Origin of the sequence: Flavicella marina, from assembly GCF_009193215.1 — a bacterium.
GTDB lineage: Bacteria > Bacteroidota > Bacteroidia > Flavobacteriales > Flavobacteriaceae > Flavicella > Flavicella marina.
In genome coordinates, this window is the sequence record NZ_VYVA01000001.1 from 769,583 (window position 1) to 794,043 (window position 24,461).

16 protein-coding genes are annotated in these 24,461 nt (G+C 34.2%); 12 read left to right on the forward strand and 4 right to left on the reverse strand.

Features of this window, described 5'->3' with window-relative positions; translation table 11 throughout:
* The 3 genes from F6P99_RS03075 to F6P99_RS03085 all read left to right on the forward strand — a co-directional run bounded on the left by F6P99_RS03075 (nt 1) and on the right by F6P99_RS03085 (nt 4,284).
* Nucleotides 1–861 carry a DMT family transporter gene (locus tag F6P99_RS03075; RefSeq protein ID WP_152285963.1) on the forward strand — a complete coding sequence of 287 codons (861 nt, stop codon included), beginning with the start codon at nt 1–3 and terminating at the stop codon, nt 859–861.
* Nucleotides 862–1,018: 157 nt separating this feature from the next.
* Complete coding sequence (locus F6P99_RS03080; protein WP_152285964.1) at nt 1,019–2,563, forward strand: sulfatase family protein; 1,545 nt, start codon at nt 1,019–1,021, stop codon at nt 2,561–2,563.
* A gap of 176 nt (nt 2,564–2,739) precedes the next feature.
* Nucleotides 2,740–4,284 (forward strand): sulfatase family protein, encoded by a 1,545-nt coding sequence (locus tag F6P99_RS03085; RefSeq protein ID WP_226912997.1) that lies wholly within the window; start codon nt 2,740–2,742, stop codon nt 4,282–4,284.
* Nucleotide 4,285: 1 nt separating this feature from the next.
* On the opposite strand, the gene dprA is transcribed toward F6P99_RS03085, so the two are convergent.
* A complete protein-coding gene (gene dprA / locus F6P99_RS03090; RefSeq protein WP_152285965.1) occupies nt 4,286–5,386 on the reverse strand; it encodes a DNA-processing protein DprA in 1,101 nt (366 codons plus the stop codon).
* 94 nt (nt 5,387–5,480) lie between these two features.
* Here dprA and F6P99_RS03095 point away from each other — a divergent pair, with 94 nt between their 5' ends.
* The gene (locus tag F6P99_RS03095; RefSeq protein ID WP_152285966.1) at nt 5,481–6,380 is read left to right on the forward strand and encodes an HU domain-containing protein; all 900 of its coding nucleotides are present in this window, start codon (nt 5,481–5,483) and stop codon (nt 6,378–6,380) included.
* Between the two features lie 4 nt (nt 6,381–6,384).
* Here F6P99_RS03095 and F6P99_RS03100 read toward each other — a convergent pair whose 3' ends face one another.
* On the reverse strand, nt 6,385–7,164 hold the full coding sequence (locus tag F6P99_RS03100; protein WP_152285967.1) for an alpha/beta fold hydrolase: 780 nt from the start codon (nt 7,162–7,164) through the stop codon (nt 6,385–6,387).
* 17 nt (nt 7,165–7,181) lie between these two features.
* A complete protein-coding gene (locus tag F6P99_RS03105) occupies nt 7,182–8,474 on the reverse strand; it encodes an aminopeptidase P family protein (protein WP_152285968.1) in 1,293 nt (430 codons plus the stop codon).
* A 145-nt stretch (nt 8,475–8,619) separates the two neighbouring features.
* On the opposite strand from F6P99_RS03105, the gene F6P99_RS03110 reads away from it, so the two are divergent.
* The 8 genes from F6P99_RS03110 to F6P99_RS03145 all read left to right on the forward strand — a co-directional run bounded on the left by F6P99_RS03110 (nt 8,620) and on the right by F6P99_RS03145 (nt 22,324).
* Complete coding sequence (locus F6P99_RS03110; RefSeq protein ID WP_226912998.1) at nt 8,620–9,195, forward strand: DUF6973 domain-containing protein; 576 nt, start codon at nt 8,620–8,622, stop codon at nt 9,193–9,195.
* Nucleotides 9,196–9,353: 158 nt separating this feature from the next.
* The gene (locus F6P99_RS03115; RefSeq protein WP_152285970.1) at nt 9,354–11,216 is read left to right on the forward strand and encodes an SLC13 family permease; all 1,863 of its coding nucleotides are present in this window, start codon (nt 9,354–9,356) and stop codon (nt 11,214–11,216) included.
* A gap of 245 nt (nt 11,217–11,461) precedes the next feature.
* Nucleotides 11,462–12,139: a succinate dehydrogenase cytochrome b subunit gene (locus F6P99_RS03120; protein WP_152285971.1), complete on the forward strand. Its 678-nt coding sequence runs from the start codon at nt 11,462–11,464 to the stop codon at nt 12,137–12,139.
* Nucleotides 12,140–12,151: 12 nt separating this feature from the next.
* A complete protein-coding gene (locus tag F6P99_RS03125; RefSeq protein ID WP_152285972.1) occupies nt 12,152–14,167 on the forward strand; it encodes a fumarate reductase/succinate dehydrogenase flavoprotein subunit in 2,016 nt (671 codons plus the stop codon).
* A gap of 9 nt (nt 14,168–14,176) precedes the next feature.
* A complete protein-coding gene (locus tag F6P99_RS03130; RefSeq protein WP_152285973.1) occupies nt 14,177–14,917 on the forward strand; it encodes a succinate dehydrogenase/fumarate reductase iron-sulfur subunit in 741 nt (246 codons plus the stop codon).
* Between the two features lie 130 nt (nt 14,918–15,047).
* On the forward strand, nt 15,048–16,970 hold the full coding sequence (locus F6P99_RS03135; protein WP_152285974.1) for a DUF3857 domain-containing protein: 1,923 nt from the start codon (nt 15,048–15,050) through the stop codon (nt 16,968–16,970).
* On the forward strand, nt 16,967–18,982 hold the full coding sequence (locus F6P99_RS03140) for a transglutaminase domain-containing protein (protein WP_152285975.1): 2,016 nt from the start codon (nt 16,967–16,969) through the stop codon (nt 18,980–18,982). The genes F6P99_RS03135 and F6P99_RS03140 overlap by 4 nt, the downstream gene beginning before the upstream one ends.
* Before the next feature lie 102 nt (nt 18,983–19,084).
* Nucleotides 19,085–22,324, forward strand: a complete 3,240-nt coding sequence (locus F6P99_RS03145; protein ID WP_152285976.1) for a VCBS repeat-containing protein — start codon at nt 19,085–19,087, stop codon at nt 22,322–22,324.
* 64 nt (nt 22,325–22,388) lie between these two features.
* Here the strand turns inward: F6P99_RS03145 and F6P99_RS03150 are convergent, their stop codons facing one another.
* Complete coding sequence (locus F6P99_RS03150) at nt 22,389–24,458, reverse strand: beta-N-acetylhexosaminidase (RefSeq protein WP_226912999.1); 2,070 nt, start codon at nt 24,456–24,458, stop codon at nt 22,389–22,391.
* Nucleotides 24,459–24,461: the final 3 nt, after the last annotated feature.

Below are 24,461 nucleotides of genomic sequence, written 5' to 3' on the forward strand. Positions count from 1 at the left end.
ATGAAAAACACACAACTCAAAAACATATTTGAATTAAACTTTTCAATACTTCTTATCAGTAGTGCCGCTGTTCTAGTGCGATTCATTCCATTATCGCCTAGTTTATTAGCCTTTTGGCGAGGTGCAATTGCTTTTGTTGTTTTGGGGTTATACCTACTTTATCAAAAAAAATCTTTTAAAATTACAGATAAAAAAGCGAGACTTCGATTACTAACATCTTCAGCCTTATTTGCATTGCATTGGGTTACCTATTTTTATGCGCTACAGGTCTCATCTGTTGCTATTGGTATGTTATCACTTTACACATTCCCAGTAATTACTGCATTTATTGAACCTTTTTATTTTAAGACAAATTTCAACAAAAGACATTTAGCCTTAGCTGCTTTAGTCCTTGTAGGACTTTATATCATGAGTCCAGAAATAAATTTTTCAAACAATGATACTAAAGGAATAATATCAGGAGTTTTTTCTGCCGTTTTTTTTGCCATGAGAAACTTAACCATGAAATCGAACTCATCTAGATATGATAGTTCTTTGCTTATGTTCTATCAGTTTTTATTTATGTGGATCGTATTCATACCGTTTATTTTTATTGACGACACAAGTGAAACATCTAACTTCTTACCTTACCTTCTAGGCTTGGGTATTTTTACGACTGCAATAGGTCATACCATTTTTGTAAAGAGCTTAAAAAACTTTGCCGTTTCAACTGCAAGTATCATTGCGAGCTCTCAACCTGTATTCGGAATAATACTTGCCATGATTTTTCTAAATGAAATTCCGAATATCAACACTTTAATAGGTGGAGCCTTGATTTTATCAACGGTATTTATAGAAAGCTACCTAAATCAAAAATCATAACCACGAAAAATTTTACAAAGAAAATTACGCTAAGTGATGTATTATGTACTATCAGAAACATAGTAGGTACAAATTGTAGATAATTTAGTAGCTTTACACAAACAAACAATAAGCGTACTTATTACAATTAAACAAAGAACTATATAAACGAAGAAAAATGAAGAAAATACATTGGATGGCAGCCCTTGCAATAGGAGTATTGGTTGGCTGTAAATCAAACGAAGCCCCAAAAAAAGAGAGTAATTCACAACCAAACATTGTTGTAATTTATACTGATGATTTAGGTTATGGAGATATTGGAGCGAATGGAGCCACTGAAATAAAAACTCCAAACATCGACAAATTAGCAGCTGGAGGAGTGCGTTTCACAAATGGATATGCTAGTTCTGCAACTTGTACTCCAAGTAGATATGCTTTATTAACAGGTGTATATCCTTGGAAAAACAAGAATGCTAAAATTTTACCTGGTACAGCGCCACTAATCATCGGTACAGATCAAATTACATTACCAAAAATGTTAAAATCTAAAGGTTACCACACAGGAATTGTGGGTAAATGGCATTTAGGTTTAGGTTCTGGAAATGTGAACTGGAACAAAACTGTTTCTCCAGGTCCAAACGAAGTTGGCTTCGATTATTCTTACATCATGGCTGCTACTCAGGATAGGGTACCAACTGTATACATCGAAAATGGTGATGTGGTAAATCTTGATCCAAACGACCCAATTGAAATAGATTACAAAAACAATTTTCCTGGTCAAACAAGTGGTAAAGACAACCCTGAGTTAACTACAATGAAATGGCACCATGGACATAACAACACTATCGTAAACGGAATTCCAAGAATTGGTTATATGAAAGGTGGAGAAGCTGCCAAATGGAGCGATGTTGACATGGCTGATCATTTCTTAAAAGGAGCACAAGATTATGTAAAAAAACATAAAGACGGACCATTCTTCTTGTATTACGGAATGCAACAACCACACGTGCCGAGAACTCCACACCCTCGTTTTGTTGGAAAATCAGGAATGGGACCTAGAGGTGACGTGATCGTAGAAGCTGATTGGATTATTGGTGAATTCTTAAAAACATTAGAAGAAGAAGGATTGTTAGAAAACACTTTAATCGTTTTCTCTAGTGATAACGGACCTGTTTTAAATGATGGATACTACGATGATGCTGTTGAAAAACTAGGAAAACACACTCCTGCTGGAGTATTAAGAGGTGGTAAATATAGTTTGTATGAAGCGGGTACTCATGTACCATTTATTACTTCATGGAAAGGAACTATCAAACCTGGAGTTTCTGATGCCTTGGTTTGTCAAATGGACTTGCTAACATCTATTTCTGCTTTGGTTGGATCAGACATCACTACAAACGACAGTCAAAATGTATTAAACGCATTCTTAGGAAAATCAAAACAAGGTAGACAAGATTTAGTATTAGAAGCTAGTTCTAAAACTGCTTACCGTAAAGGTGATTGGGCAATGATTCCTCCGTACAAAGGTCAAGCTGTTTTAAAACAAGTAAACATCGAATTAGGAAACGCTCCTGAGTACCAATTGTACAATTTAAAAGAAGATCCTAGTCAACAAAACAACTTGGCAAGTTCAAACAAAGCGAAACTTGAAGAAATGATTGCAGGTTATACAGCAATTAGAGGTGCACAATCTGAAGAGATCAAAGAAATCGAATTGCATTAATCACATTGACCTATACTTTTATTTAAGCCACTTAGCTATTGCTAAGTGGCTTTTTTTTTGCAACAATACTATACAAGAAGTGAATATACCCACTTTCATTGAACAAACAACCCCACTTATTTTTTGCGGCAAATTGTAATTTTGCCTAATAACTTTTCTCTTAGAAAAAAACACTCATGAAATATACACTTCCATTATTTTTAATGTCTTTTGTTATTCTTTACTCTTGTAAAGAAACAGAAAATAAAAACACTTCAGAAAAGCAACTTCCTAACATTGTCATTATCTATACAGATGACTTGGGATTTGGTGACATTAGTGCTAATGGAGCAAAACATATCAATACCCCTAATATAGATTTACTTGCAAGCAGTGGATTACGTTTTACAAATGGTTACGCTAGTTCTGCTACATGCACACCAAGTAGATATGCCTTGTTAACGGGAGAATACCCCTGGAAAAACAAAAAAGCCAAAATCCTACCAGGAACAGCTCCCTTATTGATTAAAAAGAATCAAATGACTATTCCAAAAATGCTAAAGTCAAAAGGCTATCACACAGGAATAGTTGGAAAATGGCATCTTGGACTAGGAAATGGTAATGTAGATTGGAACAAAAAAATTACTCCTAGTCCAAATGAAGTGGGTTTCGACTACTCTTATATCATGGCAGCCACTCAAGATAGAGTTCCTACAGTATATATTAAAAACGGAAATGTTGTAAATTTAGATTCAACAGACCCTATTGAAGTCAACTACGAACATAACTATCCAGGGCAACCTACAGGAGCTGACAATCCGGAACTCTTAAGTATGAAATGGCATACAGGACATAAAAACACAATCGTAAACGGAATACCTAGAATTGGATTCATGAAAGGTGGAGAAGCAGCAAAATGGAACGATACTGAAATGGCTGATCATTTTTTAAACAAAGCACAGAACTATGTTCGAAAACACAAAGACAAGCCATTTTTTCTGTATTACGCTATGCAACAACCACACGTGCCAAGAACACCGCATCCAAGATTTAAAGGAAAATCTGGATTGGGACCTAGAGGTGATGTCATCCTTGAAGCGGACTGGTGTATTGGTGAATTTATCAAAACCTTAAATACTGAAGGAGTTCTAGAAAACACATTGATAGTTTTCTCAAGTGATAACGGACCGGTATTAAATGATGGCTATTATGATGATGCCGTCGAAAAATTAGGAGATCACACACCTTGGGGGCCATTTAGAGGAGGTAAATACAGCCTATTTGAAGCAGGTACACACGTACCATTTATCACCTCTTGGAAAGGGACAATCCAACCTGGAGTCTCTGATGCATTGGTATGTCAAATGGATCTTATAAGTTCTTTAGCTAAACTCGTAGACAGTAACATCAAAATAGGAGATAGCGAACAACTATTATCTACCTTTTTAGGAAACTCAACCAAAGGTAGAACTGATTTAATCATCGAAGCGACAACTCGAACGGCATTGAGGCATAAAAACTGGGTTATGATTCCTCCGTATGAAGGAGAAGCCGTCATAGAATCGGTGAATATAGAAATCGGAAATGCAAATACTTATCAACTATATGATCTTGATAAAGACAAAGGACAACAGTCAAATCTTGCTACAACAGAAAAAGACAAACTTCAAGAATTGATAAAAATTTTCGAAGATAAGAGAGGTAACGACTATAACAACATCGAATTGATTGAGCTAAAATAATTTAAATTATCTCAAACATTTTTCCGGGAAGTGCTCGAAGCAAACCTTTCATCTCAAGTTGAAACAAAATTGTTGCCGTACGATGTACTAAAAAATTACAATCAAAAGAAATAACATCTAACAGTTCTTTGTTATTTTTTGAGAGATACTCCATAATCACCTGCTCATCGCTTGTTAATTCAACAAATAATTTTGGCTGAATAATCTTCGAAATTTGTGTCTGCTCCCATCCCAACATTTCAATTAAATCTTCGGCAGATGTTACCAAAGCAGCTTTATTATTTTTGATAAGGTTATTACACCCCTTGCTATAAGTATCAGTACTTCTACCTGGCAATGCGAAAACATCTCTTGCGTATGAATTTGCAATCGATGCTGTAGCTAAAGCTCCACCTCTTGTCGCAGATTCCACAACCAAAGTAGCTTCAGAAATTCCAGCTACAATTCTATTCCGTTTTAAAAAGTTTTCTCTTAACGGCTGCTCATCATACCAAAACTCTGTTAAAAACCCGCCATTGTTTGACATTTGTGCCATGTATTTTTTATGAGGTTTGGGATACACCTGACCAAATCCATGCGCAAATACGCCAATAGATGTCAACTCATTTTTCATAGCAGCTTTGTGTGCACAAATATCAACGCCATATGCAAATCCACTTACGATTATAGGATCGTATGGCTTTATATTTTCAATCAACTCCTCGCAAAAATCACGTCCATAATTTGTCATATTTCTAGTTCCGACTACGCTCAAAATTTTTTTCTGATTCAAGTCAAAATTTCCATCTTGAAAAAACAAAAATGGAGCATCGATACAATTTTTCAAGTTTCTCGGATAATTATCGTCTAAAAAATATCTTGGTACCAGATCATTTTTTTCAATTAACTTCAGCTCATTCTCAGCCAAAAGTAAATTCTCTTTATTTGATAATTGACGCAACAATACGCTACCAACTCCATTAATTTTTTGGAGTACCTGATGTTTTTCTACAAAGACATTTTTTGGACTACCGCAAGCTTCTATTAACTTTTTAGCATGGATATCTCCTACGCCCTTGACTTTTTGCAAAGCCAAAGCATAGAGCAATTCTTCTTCTTTCATTTCATAACAATTTGATATACAAGTTACAAAATAATTGTTCATATTTTTTTTGTCATATGCGTAGCTGAAATAAGATTTTATTTATATTTGTTTTATGCAGTTATCGAATTACATCAGCGATTTATTATACCGTTACGAATGTGTGATTGTTCCAGGTTTTGGAGGTTTTGTTTCTAACAATATTTCATCAACTATCAATCATTTTACACATACTTTTCATCCACCAACGAAAAAAATATCTTTTAACAACCAGTTAAAAAATAATGACGGTTTACTAGCTAATTACATAGCTGCATCAGAAAATATGTCTTTTGAAAATGCAATTTTAAAGATTGAGAAATCTGTAGCGCAATGGGAAGCATTGCTTCAAAAAGAAATGATAAATCTAAACGGCATTGGTGTTCTCTCTTTAAACAGCGATAGCAAGATTATTTTTGAACCGATTGACAGTGTTAATTATTTATCTAGTTCGTTTGGATTGGATAGTTTTACTAGTGCTTCAATCAAACGAATTGAATACAAAGAAAAAGTTGTTGCCTTAGAAACATCTGAAAAGAGAAAAGCACCTTCTTATTTAAAATACGCTGCTACAGTTGCGGCATTTGTATGCGTTGGAGCTTTAAGCTGGAACGCAGTACAACAAAAAAGAGCCAATCAAATGGCCGAAATACAACAAGCTACTATTTCAAAAAAAATAGAAGAAGCTACTTTTGTAATTAGCAATCCTTTACCGGAAATAAATTTAGATGTTGTAAAAAAAGAACTTCCCAAAAAATTCCATTTAATCGCTGGTGCGTTTTCTGAGAAGAACAATGCCTTGAAAAAAGTTGCTCAATTAAAAAGAAAGGGATTCAACGCTCAGATAATTGGAGTAAACAAGTGGGGACTTACTCAAGTTAGCTTTGAAAGCTATACAACTAGAGAAGAAGCAACAGAGCATCTTCAAATCATCAAAAAGAACCTAGACAAAACTGCTTGGCTTTATATTAAATAAGATTTTAATTCTTCTTTAAAAAATCTCCAATAGCCTCTAAAAACTCTTGTTTGTTTTCTATGTGGGACATGTGCCCTTCTGAAAAACGAACAACGGTAGAATTGGTACCTGAAATTTGATCTAATAAATCATCTAATTTCAAAACAGGATCTTTTTCACCCAAAATCATCAATTTAGGATAGGGACCAAAATGCAGTAATACCTCACGATCATTTCTGATTTTCATTCCTTCAAGTGCAGCTATGATTCCTTGTTTTGATGTTTTCAACGCCTCTCTCTTAACTTCGTTTATTTCTTCTCTAAATATTTTTCTGTTTTTAGAACGAAACAGCATCGGTATGGAGTTTCTGATAAATGAAGTATGGTTATTTTTCACCAATTCAATTGCCTTTTCTCTACCTTGTTTTTTCAATGGAGTATCAGCACGAGATGTAGAGTTCATAAGTCCCAAACCTTTTACATTGTCCGGGTACAATTCCGCAAAAGCAAGCGCCACATAACCTCCCATTGAATGACCTATGAAATAAGACTTTCTAACTTTTAAAAAGCACAAAACTTCTTGCACAGCTTCAGCCATTTCTTCCATAGTGTGCACATAGCCGTAATTCTCTGTCAACCCATGTCCCAGCAAATCAACAGCAATTACTCTATATCTTTTCGATAAAAATTCTATCGTTGAATTCCACATGGTACTATTTTCTAAAAAACCGTGCAGTAACACAACGGCAGGTCCTTTTCCATGTTCAGAATAATGGATTTTTGTGTTTTTATAAGAAACAAACATATGCAATTTCAATACTTTTAAGAGTTCATCAATTCTTCAATCTCTTCTGCTTCAATTGGAATATTTTGCATCAAATTAAAAGGCGCTCCAGATGCTTGCACAACAACATCATCTTCTAGTCTAATACCAAAGCCTTCTTCAGGTATATAAATCCCAGGCTCAACAGTAAACACCATATTTGCTTCCATAGGATCGGTTAAAACACCGTAATCATGTGTATCTAAGCCCATGTGATGAGATGTACTATGCATAAAATATTTTTTATAGGCTGGCCATTCTTTGTCTTCATTTTGAATATCTGCCTTATCTAACAACTTTAAAGCTATCAATTCAGATGTCATCATTTTAGCTACCTCTTCTTGATAGGTTTTCAAAATCGTACCCGGAACCAATAATTTAGTAGCTTCTTTCTTGATTTTATTCACCGCATTATACACTTCTTTTTGACGCGCAGAAAAGCAACCTGAAACCGGAATCGTTCTTGTTAAATCGCTTGAATAATTTGCATATTCTGCCGCCACATCCATCAAGATCAAATCACCAGATTTGCACTGCTGATTGTTCTCTATGTAATGCAAAACATTAGCACTGTTTCCACTTGCAACAATTGGTGTATAGGCAAAACCTTTAGATCTATTTTTAATGAATTCGTGAATTAATTCTGCCTCAATTTCGTATTCCCAAACCCCGGGCTTGACAAACGGCAGGATTCTTCTAAATCCCTTTTCAGTAATGTCACATGCCTTTTGAATTAAAGCTAATTCTTCAGGCTCTTTTATCGAGCGGATACTTTGTAATATAGGGTTACTCTCTTCAATAGTTTTATTTGGATATTTCTCTTTTATCATATTGATAAAACGATCTTCTCGAGTTTCAGTTTCCGCTTGCGCACGATGATGACCATTTATATTTACATAAACATTTTCTACTTCGGTCATTAACTTCTCTAAAACTGAATCGAGCTCACTCAACCAAAAAACAGTTTTTACCCCTGAAGTTTTTGTTGCTTGCTCTTTTGATAATTTAGCTCCTTCCCAAACAGCAATATGCGCATTCGTTTCCCTCACAAATAAAATTTCTCGATACGCTTCATTTGAAGCATTTGGGCATAAAAACAAAACACTCTCCTCTTGATCAACACCAGATAAATAAAAAATATCTCTATGCTGCGCAAAAGGCAAAGTACTATCTGCACTTATTGGGTAAATATCATTAGAATTAAAGAAAGCAATAGATTTCGGTTTTAATTTTGAAATAAATTTTTTCCTGTTTTTTATAAATAACTGACAATCTATCGCATCGTATTTCATATCTCGAAAATTTTATTCCTGTAAAAATATAAAACCTAATCTCAATATAGTCTATGTAAATTCATAAATTTGTTAGAACAACCTCAATAAGTTTGTCTTGAAAAAAAAGCATTTTTTATTCTTTTATTTCCTAACCTCAATTTGCTTGGCTCAGCACAAACAAAAAAAATTCAAAGACCTTTCATCACCAGAAAAATGTTGGGTATTAACACATCCTTTTAAAGCAAAAAGAGCGCTTCGAATTTCTATAGAAGCGCAAAAAACTTCTGATTCAATAAAAAAAACCAACACACTTGATCAAGATGGAAATGGAGGTCAAGTCGATGCCTTTCGTCATGCGTATTGGATGGCGAGTCTTTCAAAGGAAATCGGCAGAAAATCAGCAAAAAGCTTAGGGAAGGCGCACGAAAAAGGGAACCACAAACAATTCAAAAAAAACGAATTAGAGGACGGAATCATTCCTGATGAAGCCTCATCTGAGATGGATCTCTACAACAATTTAATTGGAATTGAACTCTATACAAAAAACAAAAATTCAAGTAGAATAGAATTGATACATTTGGTTATCGAAAATATCAAACAAGGAAAAATGAAAATCATAAAAAAAGACAGCTATGGAAACTACCAAGATTGCGAAGGAAAACAAATCAATTTAAAACAATACAAAGGCCATTGGAGCAATCCAAAATGCTTGGTTGATTCTAATGAAATAAAACTGTAAAAAATAACAAAATTTCTACGATAACGTATTCGTAGCTGAACGACAAGGTTTTACAAGGCCTTATAAAACAAGACAAATCACCTAGAATTAAGAAGTGATATATATCATGATACTCCGTTTTGGTTCGCTCTAAATTTGCAGGTATAAACAACAGAATTATGGAAATTACATTTATCATTTTAGCTATTACAATTATCCTATTCGTTTCAGGAAAAATTCGACCCGATATCGTTGCCCTTACCAGTATGATGGCATTGAGTATGACGGGAGTTTTAACAGTAAACGAAACTTTTTCAGGTTTTAGCAACTCGAGTATCATCCTGATCGCAGGACTATTCATTGTTGGAGAGGCGATGAGTAGAGCAGGACTTACTTCTTGGCTAGGAAACAAAATTATTCAACTCTCAAAAAACAACTCAAACAAGCTCTTAGTTTTGATTATTATAGGTTCTGCAGTTCTCTCAGCCTTTATGAGTAACACTGGAACTGTAGCCTCTTTGATGCCAGTAATTATCGCTGCTGCTTGGCGTTTAAAAACTCCTGCTTCCAAAATGCTGATTCCGCTATCTTTTGCTGCGGCAACAGGTGGATTGTTAACCTTAACAGGGACACCAACGAATATTGTTACCAACCAAGCTATGATTGATGCTGGTATTCCAGAATTCGGATTCTTTGAATTTTCATTAATTGGAGTTCCGTTACTTCTTCTAACTGTTGTTTACATGAGATATTTTGGAACAAAATTACTTCCAAACAACGAATCCAGAAGAATGGAAGATATTGACGAATCTATTCAGAATATCGAAGATTCTTATCAATTGTTCGAAGGGTTTTGGAAAGTTAGAATCAGACCGAACTCTTCTGCCATCGGACAAACGATCAAACAGATGAAACTTGGATCTACAATGGGCGTAAATATTATAAAAATTATTCCACATGAAGACTCTGCCACTTCTTTTCTTAAAAAAGTAGGTTTTAAAAAATCTGAACCAGATGAATTTCCAGATCTTGATAGAGCTTTCAAAGCAGGAGACGAACTTTTAGTGAATTGTAGTGAGATGCGTATCAATAGATTTATTGACAAACACAATGTTGCTGCTACAAAGCTCGAAGAAGTCGATGGTGAGTTTGTAAAACAAAATGTACTTTCTGATGAAGTTGGTATTTGTGAATTGATTGTTGCTCCAAAATCTAGCTATAAAGGAAGACATATTAACACTGGGCGATTTGGAGAAAAATACAATGTTCAGGTTATGGCTTTGAACAGACATAACAAACGTATTAGAGGTAGAGAATTTGACCTCCAAGAAGGAGATTCTATTTTGGTAAGAGCCAAATGGGAAGACATTAAAGCGATTCAAGAAGAAAGTAGAGATTTCTTAATTATTGGATCACCAGAAGAATTATCGAAAGAAGTTGGTAAAATCACCAGAAAAGGAGTTATTTCAATTCTAGCCATGGTGTTTATGGTATCTATGTTTATTTGGGGACCTTTTTCTTCTTCAATTACGGTTATGTTAACAGCCTTTATAATGATTGCAGGAGGTTGTATCAACATGAACCAATCTTACAGAGCAATTAACTGGAATGTAATTATTATCATGGCAGGTATGATTCCGATGGGAGTCGCCTTGCAAAAAACAGGTGGTGCCAAATACATTGCAGATTCTATGATTACTCTTTTAGGAGACATGCACCCTACCTACTTTTTAGCTGGAATATTTTTAATCACTTCATTCTTAAGTCAGGTGATGAGTAACACAGCCACTGCAATTTTAATGGCACCAATCGTATTGGTGGCTTCGTTAGAATTAGGATATTCTCCAAATCCATTTATGATGGCCTTGGCGGTAAGTGCATCCACTGCTTTTTTAACACCATTTGGAACACCAACCAATACAATGGTTATGAATGCAGGAAACTATAAGTTTACTGATTATTTAAAAAGTGGAGCGATATTACTAGGTATCTTTTTTGTAGTAAGTATAATTTTAATCCCTATAATATGGCCTTATAATTAGTCATAAAACAAGCCAACAACTACGTATATATACGTAGTTGTTTGTTTTTTTAAATGTAAATAAAACAATTAAAACACCCCGAATTCATCTAAAGAATCTAAAACCAAAGAGCTACTAATCACTGAGATAATGGGCACGAAATCGTTTTCTTAAAATCATTCTAAATAAGCAAAAAAACAGCGTCTTTTTTTCTCAAAAGAAAATCTAAGTAGTACATTTGTGCGATTCATAAAACTAAATTAAAAATGAGCGGATTTCTATCTTCATCAATTGCAAGGAAAGTGGCCATGGCACTGTCAGCACTGTTCCTTATTTTTTTCTTAATAATGCATTTATCGGTTAATTTAACTTCATTATTTAGCGAAACATTATTCAACCATTTATCTCACTTTATGGGAACAAACCCAATGGTTCAATTTGTATTACAGCCTATCTTAATTTTTGGTGTTGTATTTCATTTTGTTATGGGATTTGTATTAGAATTGAAAAACAAAAAAGCAACAGCGGTCAAGTATGCGAAAGACAACGGAGCTGCGAACTCAACATGGTCTTCTAGAAACATGGTTTACAGCGGTTTGGTAATTCTAGCTTTTATCGTTTTACACTTTATTGATTTTTGGATTCCTGAACTAAACACAAAATATATTCATGGAGACATGAGCGGTTTATTAGAAGGTACTCAGGACTTTAGATACTTTGAAGAATTACAACATAAATTTGTAAATCCATTACGTGTACTTGCTTATGTGGTTTCTTTCGTGTTACTAGGATTACATTTATCTCACGGATTTCAATCGGCTTTCCAGTCAATGGGGTTCAACAACAAATACACAAAAACAGTGAAAGCTGCAGGTAAACTATACTCTATTATTATCCCTGCTGGATTTGTTTTAGTAGCAGTATTTCATTTCTTAAACCATTAATCTTATATACATATGACGACTTTAAATTCAAAAATTCCTAAAGGTCCAATTAAAGATAAGTGGACAACATACAAAGACAAAATCGACTTAGTAAACCCTGCGAACAAGCGTAACATTGATGTTATTGTTGTTGGAACAGGATTGGCCGGTGGTTCTGCTGCTGCTTCTTTAGCTGAGTTAGGATATAACGTAAAAGCATTTGCTTACCAAGATTCACCTCGTAGAGCACACTCTATTGCTGCACAAGGAGGGATCAATGCTGCAAAAAACTATCAAGGTGATGGTGACTCTACTTACAGATTGTTTTATGACACTGTAAAAGGTGGTGACTACCGTTCTCGTGAAGCAAACGTACACCGTTTGGCAGAAGTATCTGGAAACATAATTGACCAATGTGTTGCTCAAGGAGTTCCTTTTGCACGTGACTATGGAGGATTGTTAGACAACCGTTCATTTGGTGGGGTATTAGTATCTCGTACTTTTTACGCTAAAGGTCAAACAGGACAACAATTATTATTAGGAGCTTATTCTGCCATGAACCGTCAGATTGCTCGTGGAAAAATAGAAATGCACAACCGTCACGAAATGCTAGATGTAGTTTTGGTAGACGGAAAAGCAAGAGGAATTATTGCTCGTAACATGATTACTGGTGAAATTCAACGTCATTCTGCTCACGCAGTAGTGATTGCTTCGGGAGGATACGGAAATGTATACTTCCTTTCTACAAACGCCATGGGATCTAACGTTACTGCTGGTTGGAAAATTCATAAAAAAGGAGCATTCTTCGCGAACCCTTGTTATACTCAAATTCACCCAACTTGTATTCCTAGATCAGGTGACTATCAATCTAAATTGACGTTGATGTCAGAGTCTTTACGTAATGATGGTCGAATCTGGGTTCCTGCTAAATTAGAGGATGCAAAAGCAATTCAAGAAGGAAAGTTAAAAGCGACTGAAATTGCTGAAGAAGATAGAGATTATTACTTAGAAAGAAGATACCCTGCATTCGGTAACTTAGTACCTCGTGATGTTGCTTCAAGAGCGGCAAAAGAACGTTGTGATGCTGGTTACGGAGTTAATGCAACCGGAGAAGCTGTATATTTAGATTTCGCAGCGGCAATTGAGCGTTACGGAAAAGAACAAGCTAAAATCAAAGGTATTGACAATGCATCGGCATCAGAAATATATGACTTAGGTCAAGCTGTTGTTGAAGCGAAATACGGAAATTTATTCCAAATGTATGAGAAAATCGTTGATGAGAATCCATACAAAACTCCAATGATGATTTACCCAGCAACTCACTACACTATGGGTGGTGTTTGGGTAGACTATAACTTGATGACTACCATCCCAGGATGTTACTGTATTGGAGAAGCAAACTTCTCTGATCACGGAGCAAACAGACTTGGAGCATCTGCCTTAATGCAAGGTTTGGCTGATGGATACTTCGTATTGCCTTACACTATCGGAGATTACTTATCTGATGATATTAGAACTGGAAAAATCCCAACAGATTCCCCAGAATTTGATGAAGCTGAAAAATCAGTTAAAGAATTGATTAATTTCTTTGTGACGAACAAAGGGAAACACTCAGTAGATTATTACCACAAGAAGTTAGGAAAAATCATGTGGGACAAAGTAGGAATGTCTCGTAATGAAAAAGGCTTGAAAGAAGCAATGGCTGAAATCAAAGCTTTACGTGAAGACTTCTGGAAAAACGTAACTGTACCTGGAAACTCTAACGAAATGAACCCTGAATTAGAAAAAGCAACTAGAGTTGCAGATTTCTTAGAATTGGGAGAATTATTTGCAAAAGATGCTTTGAACAGAAATGAATCTTGTGGAGGTCACTTTAGAGAAGAATCTGTTGAATTAGACGGAGAACAAGAAGGAGAGGCGAAACGTAACGATAAAGATTTTGCTTATGTTTCTGCTTGGGAATACAAAGGAGAACCTGGAGATGCGGTACTTCATAAAGAAGAATTAGAATTTAATGACATTGAACTAAAACAACGTTCATACAAATAAGAAGACACTATGAATTTAACACTAAAAATCTGGAGACAAAAAAACGCTGATGACAAAGGTCAATTAGTGGATTATAAAGTAACTGATATTTCAGAGCATATGTCGTTCTTAGAAATGATGGATGTCTTGAATGAACAATTGATCAATAAAGGTGAAGAACCTGTTGCATTTGACCACGATTGTCGTGAAGGAATTTGCGGTATGTGTTCTATGTATATCAATGGTGAAGCTCATGGACCTGACAGAGGAATCACTACTTGTCAGTTACACATGCGTTCTTTCAAAGATGGAGATACGATCCATATTGAGCCATTTAGAGCTACCGCTTTCCCTGTAATCAAAGATTTAGTTGTAGACCGTACTGCTTTTGATAGAATTCAACAATCAGGTGGTTACATCTCAGTAAACACTTCTGGAAATACGCAAGATGCAAACGCGACGCCTATTTCAAAAATTGATGCAGATAAAGCAATGGATGCTGCAACTTGTATCGGGTGTGGAGCTTGTGTTGCAACTTGTAAAAACTCTTCTGCAATGTTATTTGTTGGAGCGAAAGTTTCGCAATATGCTTTATTACCACAAGGTCAAGTTGAAGCAACTGAAAGAGTACTAAACATGGTTCAGCAAATGGATGATGAAGGTTTCGGAAACTGTACGAATACCGGTGCATGTGAAGTAGAATGTCCTAAAGGAATTTCTTTAGAGAACATTGCTCGTATGAACAGAGAATTCTTAAAAGCAAGTCTATAAGATACTTCAAAATAGAATTTTTAACAACCGCAATTATAGTTTTATAGTTGCGGTTTTTTATGTGTAAATTATACTATTATTATTGTTTCAGTACTAGTAAAATACGTATTTTTATCGTTCACCATTTGCTATGAAAATAAAAAACAAATTTCAAACCGGAATTCTATTTTTAGTTTTTACTGTTGAGCTATTTTCTCAAGAACTCAACCTATCATCACTTACCTTATCTCAAGATCTAAAACAAAGTGCCAATGCTGTTGTTCGCCTTGACGAAACAGTAATTACCATTACTGATAACGATAAGATGACAATTCAAAAGAAACGTGTCGTGACAGTTTTGAATGCAACCGGAAACAGAAATACACATGCTATAATCGGTTATGATAAGAATAGAAAAATAATTTCCTTAAAAGCTACAATTTACGACGCAATTGGGAGGAAAATTAAAAAGATTTCAGCATCAAAATTCAAAGATATTGCCGCCTCTGACAACAGCACTTTGGCCTCTGATGACCGAATTAAATATTTAGAATACACACCCAACCACTATCCATATACGATATCAATCGAATATGAAACAAAAAGCAACACAACTAGCTATATAAGAAACTGGGAGCCCATAGAAGGTTTTCATGTCGGTATTGAAAAAAGTGTATTTACTATCATCAACCCTAATGGATTCGTGATAAATACCAAAGAAAAAAACTTCGACAATTATACAATCGAAAAAAACACTTCTCAACATAAAATTTCGTACCAAATACAAAATATTCATCCGATAAATTACGAACCTTACGCACCGGATAATTCAAAAATATTTCCTTGCGTACTATTTGGCTTGAATGAATTCTCGGTATATGGAATTTCAGGCACAGCCACCAATTGGAAAGAATTTGGAAAATGGGAATACGATGTTTTGATAAAAGAGAAAAACAACCTATCGAATGAAACCATTCAAAAAATCCAATCGCTTACATCATCCATAACAGATACCATTGAAAAAGCTCGTTTTGTATACGAATATGTTCAAAAGAAAACAAGATATATTAGCATTCAATATGGTATTGGAGGTTTATCTCCTGCATATTCTGCTGAAGTAGATGCATTAGGTTATGGCGATTGTAAGGGATTGACAAACTATACCAAATCTTTACTTGAAGCGGTTGGTATCACTTCATATTATACTGAAATATATGGACAGAGAAACAAAACCAGTATAGAGAAAGATTTCCACTCTATGCAAGGAAATCATATTGTATTGAACATTCCATACAAAGGACAAGATATTTGGTTAGAATGCACAAGTCAGACGCAACCTTTTGGCTATTTAGGAAGTTTTACAGATGATAGAGACGCATTGGTAATTACTCCTGAAGGAGGTATCATAAAGCACACTCCTATATTTTTAAATGAGCAAAACTTACAAAAAACGAATGCAGCTATACAAATTGACCCAAATGGCCATATTAAAAGTACACTAGAAATAGAAACAAAAGGAAGTCAATACGACACGCATCAATACATAGAAGGGTACGATACTAAAGAAGTTTCAGATTATTATAAATCTAACTACTGGAAAACATTAAACAATATTTCGATTGAGAGTTACTCTTTTGAAAACGACAAGAAAAACATTCGTTTTACTGAAAAATTGAGTATAAGTATTGACAACTATGGAGTTATTGTAGGGAATGATTTACTTGTTACAACCAATATTTTTAACAAATTCAAAAAACTACCCCCAAAATTAAGATCGAGAAAACTACCTATTGAAATACAAAGAGGTTTTCAAGATATCGACACATTTACTTATACTTTACCAGAAATTTATTCCGTTTCTTATTTACCATCAGAAAAAACAATAGAAACAGAATTCGGTACTTACAAAGTAGTATTTAAAAAAATTGACGACACCCATTTTGAATATCATAGAGAACTACTTATCAAAGCAGGTACTTTCTCTCATAAATCTTATGAAGCTTATCGTAATTTTCTAAAATCTATCACCAAATATGACAACTTAAGGGTTGCCTTATCAAAAAAACAGCTATGAAAAAACACTTCTATTATTTACTGTTCTTTATTACGATCCAAACAGCTATTGGACAGACACAAAAATTTGGAAAAATTTCTAAAAAAGAACTCGAAGAATCATTTTACCTTAAAGATAGCCTAGCAAATGCGGCATATCTTTACAAAGAAAGGAAAACTGAATTTCAATTTAACGAACAAACCATGAGCTTTGAAGTGGTTACTAAAGTTCATGAAAAAATTAAAATTTACAATGCTGAAGGATTCAAATATGCCACCAAGAAAATAAATTATTACGACCCTGAAAAAGGAACTAGTAAAGAACGAGTTGAACGAATCAAAGCATACACATATAATCTCGTTGACGGAAAAATAAAAAAAGGAAAGCTTTCTAGTAAACAAATATTCACCAATCAAAACAACAAAATTTGGGCATCAAAGACATTTACCATGCCTAATATAAAAAACGGGACAATTATTGAGTACAGCTACCAAATAAACTCACCATATTGGGAAATAAGAGATTTAGATTTTCAACACGAAATACCTGTAAGGCAACTATACTTTACAACAGAAATACCTGAATATTTTAAGTTCAGCAAACAAAACAAAGGATATTATTTTGTTACACCAAAAAGAGAAACATTAAACAGAACGATTCAATGGACAGACAAATATCGAAGTGGTGAATATGCTGTTCAAACTAGCTATGAGCAACAGACAATTCGGTTAAGTTCTGAATTAACGACATACGTTGCAAATGACATACCTGCAATGTATGATAACGAACCCTATATTAGCAACATTAATAACTATAGGGGTGGTATTAAATATGAATTAAGCTATACTCAATTCCCTAATTCTGCTGTGAAAAAATATAGTGACACATGGGAAGCTGTAAGTAAATCAATATTTAGATCTGATAACTTCGGTCAACAATTAGAATATTCAAATTATTTCGAAGATGACCTGAATCTACTTTTGAAAGATGTTACTAACCCTTCAGAAAAGACTATTCGAATCTTTGAATTCGTAAAAAAGAAAGTAAAGTGGAACGGTTATGTTGGAGTGTTTACTGATAAAGGTGTTCGAAAAGCTTACAAAGAAGGTTCAGGAAACACAGCTGACATTAACCTAATATTAGTCGCTATGTTAAGAGAAGCTGGTCTTACGGCAAACCCTGTACTATTAAGCACACGCGATCATGGTATTCCATTTTTCCCAACTAGAGAAGGATTCAATCATGTAATTGCAGCAGTACATGGAGAATCTAGCGGTTATCATCTACTAGATGCTACTGAACCTTATAGCTCACCTAACAATCTTCCTCTACGAGATCTTAACTGGCAGGGGAGAATGATAGCAAGTGATGGAAGATCTTCTTCGATTAAATTAACGTCAAACAAATATTCAGAAGAAAGCAATGTACTAACCGTAACCATACATGATGATTTTCATGTGAGTGGCATCTTAAGACGAAAATTAGATGGTTTACAAGCCTTAAGTTACAGATCTAAAAACAATAAACTTAGTGAAGATGATCTTATTCAAAAGTTAGAAAATAAATACAATTTAGACATCTTAAACTTTAGAGCTACCAATAAAAACATGTGTTACAAACCATTATCTCAGCTGATTCAGTTTGAAAGCGACGACATGATAGAAGTTATCAATGGAAAAATTTATGTTGACCCTTTGTTTTTCTTTACAACTAATGTAAACCCTTTTAAACAAGATACAAGAAATTTCCCAGTGGATTACGGAACAGCCTGGAAAGAAAAAAATTCGGTCTCCATTTCAATACCTAATGGTTATAAAATTGAATCCATCCCAGAAACATTTGGAATTGGACTCCCAGACAACCTTGGGCAATTTAAATATGTTGTTAAAAACAATAATTCTCAAATCAGTATTTCAACAGAAGAAAAAATAAATACTCCTATTGTTTCACCTACATATTATAAATATTTAAAAGAGTATTACGGGGAAATAGTCTCCAAACAAAAAAACAAAATAGTTCTGTCAAAAATATAATTTGAAATATTCTATCGACAGACAACTCAAAACTGTCGATAGAAACAAGATCTCATAATTTTACTACACCTCAATTCTTTGTAAATTTAGGAAAAGTGAATTATGAGATTTTTAGTTGTATACCTATCCCTAATTTTTATTGCAAGTTGTACTAATAAAAAAGAAATTCTTGGCAAAGAAAAAAACACAGAACTATTTACCAAAATAGCCGCTGACCACTCGAAAATCCTATTCAAAAACGAGGTAAAAGAAGCGTTATCGTTTAATTTTTTAAACTATCCTTATATCTATAACGGTGGTGGTGTGGCAATTATTGATTTTAACAACGATGGGCTAGAGGACATCTATTTTACTTCAAACCAAAAGTCAAACAAACTATACCTAAATAAAGGCAACCTAGTCTTTGAAGATGTAACACATAAAGCAAATGTAAGAGACAATGATGGTTGGACTACCGGTGTAACTATTGTCGATATCAATCAAGATAATTGGCCAGATATCTATGTGTGTAAATCTGGAGAATTAAGAAACCCCAATAATCGCAAAAACAAACTATTCATCAATCAAAAAAACGGCACTTTCAAAGAAGACGCTGAACGTTATGGAATAGCCCATCAAGGCTTTTCTACTCAGGCATATTTTTTCGATGCAGATGTAGATGGAGATCTCGATTTGTATTTAGTCAACCATCGCCCTGATTTTAGAAATAATAGCCACATCGAAACACATGTACCGACTATTATAGAAATGTCAGATCAATTGTTTATCAACAAAAATGGAACATTTGAAAACCACACAAAACAATCAGGAATCCAAAACAGTGCTTGGGGGTTAAGTGCTGTAATAGGAGATTTTAATGGAGACAATTACCCAGATATTTATGTCGCTAACGACTTTCTACAACCAGATTATTTATATATCAACAATCAAAAAGGTGGATTTTCTGAAGAAGCAGAAAAATATTTCAAACATATCTCTTCAAACAGTATGGGTTCTGATTATGCCGATTTCAACAACGACTTGTTACCTGACTTAATAGTTCTAGACATGATGGCGTCGGACCATGTTCGAAGTAAAAAAAACATGGCGACGATGAGTACAAAAAACTTCAATGACATGGTAGCTGCTGGTTACCAGCATCAATACATGGAAAATACCCTACAATTAAACAGAGGTGAAAAAACATTTAGTGATGTCGGACAACTTGCAGGTATTTCTAAAACTGATTGGAGTTGGGCACCTTTGATCGCAGATTTCAACAATGATGGACACAAAGATATTTTTGTTACCAATGGTATTGAAAAAGACCTCTCTAATCAAGATTTCAGACAACAGTTACAATCAAACATTCAACATAAAAAAAAGGTAACATTAGAAGAAGCGATCGGAATGATGCCTTCTGAAAAACTTCACAACCATTTATTTATCAATAAAAAAGACATGACATTTATAGATGGTTCAATAAAATCTGGCTTGGATGAAAAAATAAATTCGAATGGAGCTGCTTATGCAGATTTAGACAACGATGGTGACCTAGATTTAATTATCAACAACCAATCAGATTTGGCATATATCTACAAAAACAATAGTCAAAGCAATTATCTAAAAATCAAACTTGAGGGACCAAAAACCAACATCCATGGTATTGGGGCGCAACTTATCTTATTTACTTCGAACGGAAAACAATTACAGATACAGCAACCTACTCGAGGTTTTCAATCAAGTGTGAGTCATCATGTACATTTTGGTATCGACAACTTAAAAAAAATTGATAGCCTTCAAATTATTTGGCCTAACAAAACACTACAAACTTATTACAATCCAAAAATCAACAACACCTTAGTTTGCACCTATAAAAAAACGCATAAATCCAAACTCAATTTAAATAAAAAAAATGCTTTTGAATCAATTCCAGCATTAGAATTCGGTATTGATTACAAGCACTATGATAGTGAATTCAACGATTTTAAATTGCAATTACTACTTCCTCAAAAACAATCTACTCAAAGCAAACCTATCGCCATAGGTGATGTAAACAACGATGGCTTAGAAGATGTTTTTTTAGGAAATGGATTTGGAGAAACACCGCAACTTTATATTCAAAAAAACAATGGTAAATTTATTCAAAAGAAGAGTGATAGCTTTTTAATTGACTCAAAATACGAAGACCAAGACGCTACTTTTTTTGATGCTGATAACGATGGTGATTTAGATCTTTATGTAACCAGCGGTGGATACGAACTTGCTGAAAAAGCTCCTTTACTTCAAGACCGACTTTACATAAACAATGGAAAAGGAAATTTTTCGAAAGGAAAACTTCCAAAACTCCTGGCGTCAACCAAATCAATTGCAGTAGCCGACATTGATGGAGATAAGGATTTAGACGTATTTGTCGGAGGTAGGCTTATACCTGGAAAATATCCCGTAAGTCCTCAATCCTATTTACTAGAAAACAACAGTGGAACATTTGCTGTAAAACATATCGCAAACGATTTGAAATATTTTGGTATGATCAATGAAGGTATTTTTAGTGACTTTGACAACGACGGTGATAAAGATTTGATTTTGGCGGCTGAGTGGAAACCCATTAGTATTTTTGAAAACAACAATGGCGAATTTTCATATGTAAAAAACGACACTTTAGAAAAAGCCATTGGTTGGTTTCAAACCGTAAAAGCCTTCGATTATGATGCAGATGGAGACGATGATTATTTTATTGGCAATTTTGGCTTGAATAATAAGTTTCATCCAAGTGACGAAAAACCGCTACATATTTATGCAGATTATTTAGATTCAAATAATACTTTCGACATTGTATTGAGTAAAAAATCGAAAGGAAATCTTGTTCCAGTTCGCGGAAAACAATGTTCAACACAACAAACACCATTTCTAAAAAACAAAATCAAAACTTTTGATCAATTCGCAAACGCATCACTCGAACAAATCTATGGAAGTGAAAAATTGAACAAAGCGCTTCAGCTTGAAGTAAATACCTTTGAATCTTTTCTACTTGAAAACAAAGGTTCTAATAATTTTAAAAGAATCGCATTGCCAAAAGTAGCTCAAATGGGACCAACTTTAGATTTCACAGAGATCAACAACGAACTCATTGGTGTTGGTAATTGTTATGAAGCCGAGGTAGAAACGATTCGATACGACGCTTCAAAAGGATTTGTTCTTGCTTTTGACAACAGTTCAGTAACAGCAAATCATCAACGCTACTTTAAAAATTCTAAAAATGCAAAAGCCGTTAAAAAAATAACCATACAGAATGAGGTTTATGTAATTGTTTTTAACAATAACAACAGGTTAGAATTTTACAGATGGGATACTAAAAAATAAATCCCAAACAGAAAATATATTTCCATTTGGGATATCGAAACTAAAATCTAACTCAACTAAAATTCTATTTATTCTCTATAGGCTGTATTTCTTTCATTTGAGAAACAAACTCTGCTAATACAACTAAATCTTCTACGATAGCAAATTCTACATCTACTTCATTTGCTTCTTGCATTCGCACTAAAGCAGCTCTCAAAACATCTTTATCTTGAACATTGAATGTATTCGTAGTTATTGCAGCTAACAACACTTTTGAAACCGTAGTCAAGTTTTGATACAATGGTGCAATCGAATTTAATTTTGGATTTTTATTCAATGATAAAAACGCCTCATTTTGAACAATCCATACATGTAAAATTTTCGATAATTCTTCAGTATTTGAATTATCAGATACATAATTCGCAACTGCTCTTTTAAATTTTCTTTTATCCGCAGCATCAGCAACACAAGCGTCTGCAAATAAGGTAAACGGAGAATACATTTGATACTCAACTCCATCTTTATTTCTCGTATAACCTTTCAATGGTTCACAAATATTCGACAGTACTTTTAACGAATAGATTGACTGGTTATTCGTAATATTTCTAAGAACCACGTCACGGTTAGAAATATGTTTCAAACCAAGTTCTTCCAATTGGTAACTGATAATCCCTAATCTTCTATGCATGCTTTCCATATCTACAATATTTTTAGGCGACCAAAATCTTTCGGAAATTGCAGCAGTTCTAGGCCAAATTCTAGAATCTATTGAATTAGGAGTTACCAATTCACTCCACATCGTTGCTTCACCTCCTAGAATTCTATTTTTTTCTTCTTCAGTTAATGCCACTTCAGGCATCGGATCTACAGCATAATGATCTTCTACAGAATACATCAAGTCAATATAATACCCATTAGACAAAATTGCTTGGTTTTTATTCTTTACTGCATCTACCAAAGATTGTTTTGCCGGTACACCTTCGTTTACACCTCTCCAAGAATGTATAATTGCAGAAGTTGGTATTATAGGTGTCAAAATTTCTTCCCAACCAATCATTACTTTATCACTTTTCGCAAGTATTTTCTGCAATTTGATATTGAAATATGTTTGTAAATCATGATTTGATTTCAAATCATTTTTAAGCATAAACTCTTGAATATCTTCATTTTCATCCCAATCTTTTCCTTCGTTTTCATCACCACCAATATGAACATAAGGACTTGGAAACAACGTAGCTAATTCAGCAAATATATCTGCAAGTAGCTTATAAGTTTTTTTATTGGTTGGATCTAAAGTTGGATCGAAAATCCCTGCATTTCGCTCGATACTATTTTCTCTATCAATGCTGCTCAACTCTGGATATGCAGTTAACAAAGCAGAAGCATGACCCGGTACATCAATTTCAGGAACAACTTGAATACCTCTATCCGAAGCATAAGCTACAACCTCTTTAATTTGAGCTTGTGTGTAATAATTACCGTCTGATCCTAACGAAGTTAGTTTTGGGTGTTTTAATATTTCAACACGGAAACCCTGATCATCAGACAAGTGCCAATGAAATAAGTTCATTTTTACTGCCGCCATAGCATCTAAATTTCTTTTGATTACCTCAACTGGCTGAAAATGTCTTGAAACATCAATCATCAATCCTCTCCAAGGAAAACGCGGTGCATCTTCAACAACCACTACAGGAAAATAAAAATTACTCGCAGTAGTTGATTGCAATTGAAGCAAGGTCTCTAAACCATGCATGGCTCCAAGATCTGTAATCGCTTTTAATATAATTTCACTTTCACTTACTTTTAATTCGTAGGATTCGTCTTCATGAAGTTGAATTTTACCCGGACGTTCGATATTAATTTTTAAAATAGCATTTTTAGAAAAGTTTGTGTTTTTAGAAATCATTCCCTGATTGAAAAACAAACCAGTTCTTCCATCTAAACGTCTTAAAAAACGATTAGAATACTCATAAATACGTGTATCAAACTCTCCAGTAATTGAAAGAGAAAAATCTTTTGTCAATAGAAGACGACCTTCCCCAAGTGCTACTTTTTGTGGCCAAGGCATCAAGTTTAATTCATCACCCACATTTTGAGCGATTGAATTAAAATGACAGCACATCGCCAACAATAGTATGTATACTGATTTTTTCATTGT

What these genes read in the sequence shown, in the direction of transcription:
- F6P99_RS03075 (WP_152285963.1), top strand. Translation starts at nt 1, where the DNA reads ATGAAAAACACACAACTCAAAAACATATTTGAATTAAACTTTTCAATA.
- F6P99_RS03080 (WP_152285964.1), top strand. Translation starts at nt 1,019, where the DNA reads ATGAAGAAAATACATTGGATGGCAGCCCTTGCAATAGGAGTATTGGTT.
- F6P99_RS03085 (WP_226912997.1), top strand. Translation starts at nt 2,740, where the DNA reads ATGAAATATACACTTCCATTATTTTTAATGTCTTTTGTTATTCTTTAC.
- dprA (WP_152285965.1), bottom strand. Translation starts at nt 5,386, where the DNA reads ATGAAAGAAGAAGAATTGCTCTATGCTTTGGCTTTGCAAAAAGTCAAG.
- F6P99_RS03095 (WP_152285966.1), top strand. Translation starts at nt 5,481, where the DNA reads ATGCAGTTATCGAATTACATCAGCGATTTATTATACCGTTACGAATGT.
- F6P99_RS03100 (WP_152285967.1), bottom strand. Translation starts at nt 7,164, where the DNA reads ATGTTTGTTTCTTATAAAAACACAAAAATCCATTATTCTGAACATGGA.
- F6P99_RS03105 (WP_152285968.1), bottom strand. Translation starts at nt 8,474, where the DNA reads ATGAAATACGATGCGATAGATTGTCAGTTATTTATAAAAAACAGGAAA.
- F6P99_RS03115 (WP_152285970.1), top strand. Translation starts at nt 9,354, where the DNA reads ATGGAAATTACATTTATCATTTTAGCTATTACAATTATCCTATTCGTT.
- F6P99_RS03120 (WP_152285971.1), top strand. Translation starts at nt 11,462, where the DNA reads ATGAGCGGATTTCTATCTTCATCAATTGCAAGGAAAGTGGCCATGGCA.
- F6P99_RS03125 (WP_152285972.1), top strand. Translation starts at nt 12,152, where the DNA reads ATGACGACTTTAAATTCAAAAATTCCTAAAGGTCCAATTAAAGATAAG.
- F6P99_RS03130 (WP_152285973.1), top strand. Translation starts at nt 14,177, where the DNA reads ATGAATTTAACACTAAAAATCTGGAGACAAAAAAACGCTGATGACAAA.
- F6P99_RS03135 (WP_152285974.1), top strand. Translation starts at nt 15,048, where the DNA reads ATGAAAATAAAAAACAAATTTCAAACCGGAATTCTATTTTTAGTTTTT.
- F6P99_RS03140 (WP_152285975.1), top strand. Translation starts at nt 16,967, where the DNA reads ATGAAAAAACACTTCTATTATTTACTGTTCTTTATTACGATCCAAACA.
- F6P99_RS03145 (WP_152285976.1), top strand. Translation starts at nt 19,085, where the DNA reads ATGAGATTTTTAGTTGTATACCTATCCCTAATTTTTATTGCAAGTTGT.
- F6P99_RS03150 (WP_226912999.1), bottom strand. Translation starts at nt 24,458, where the DNA reads ATGAAAAAATCAGTATACATACTATTGTTGGCGATGTGCTGTCATTTT.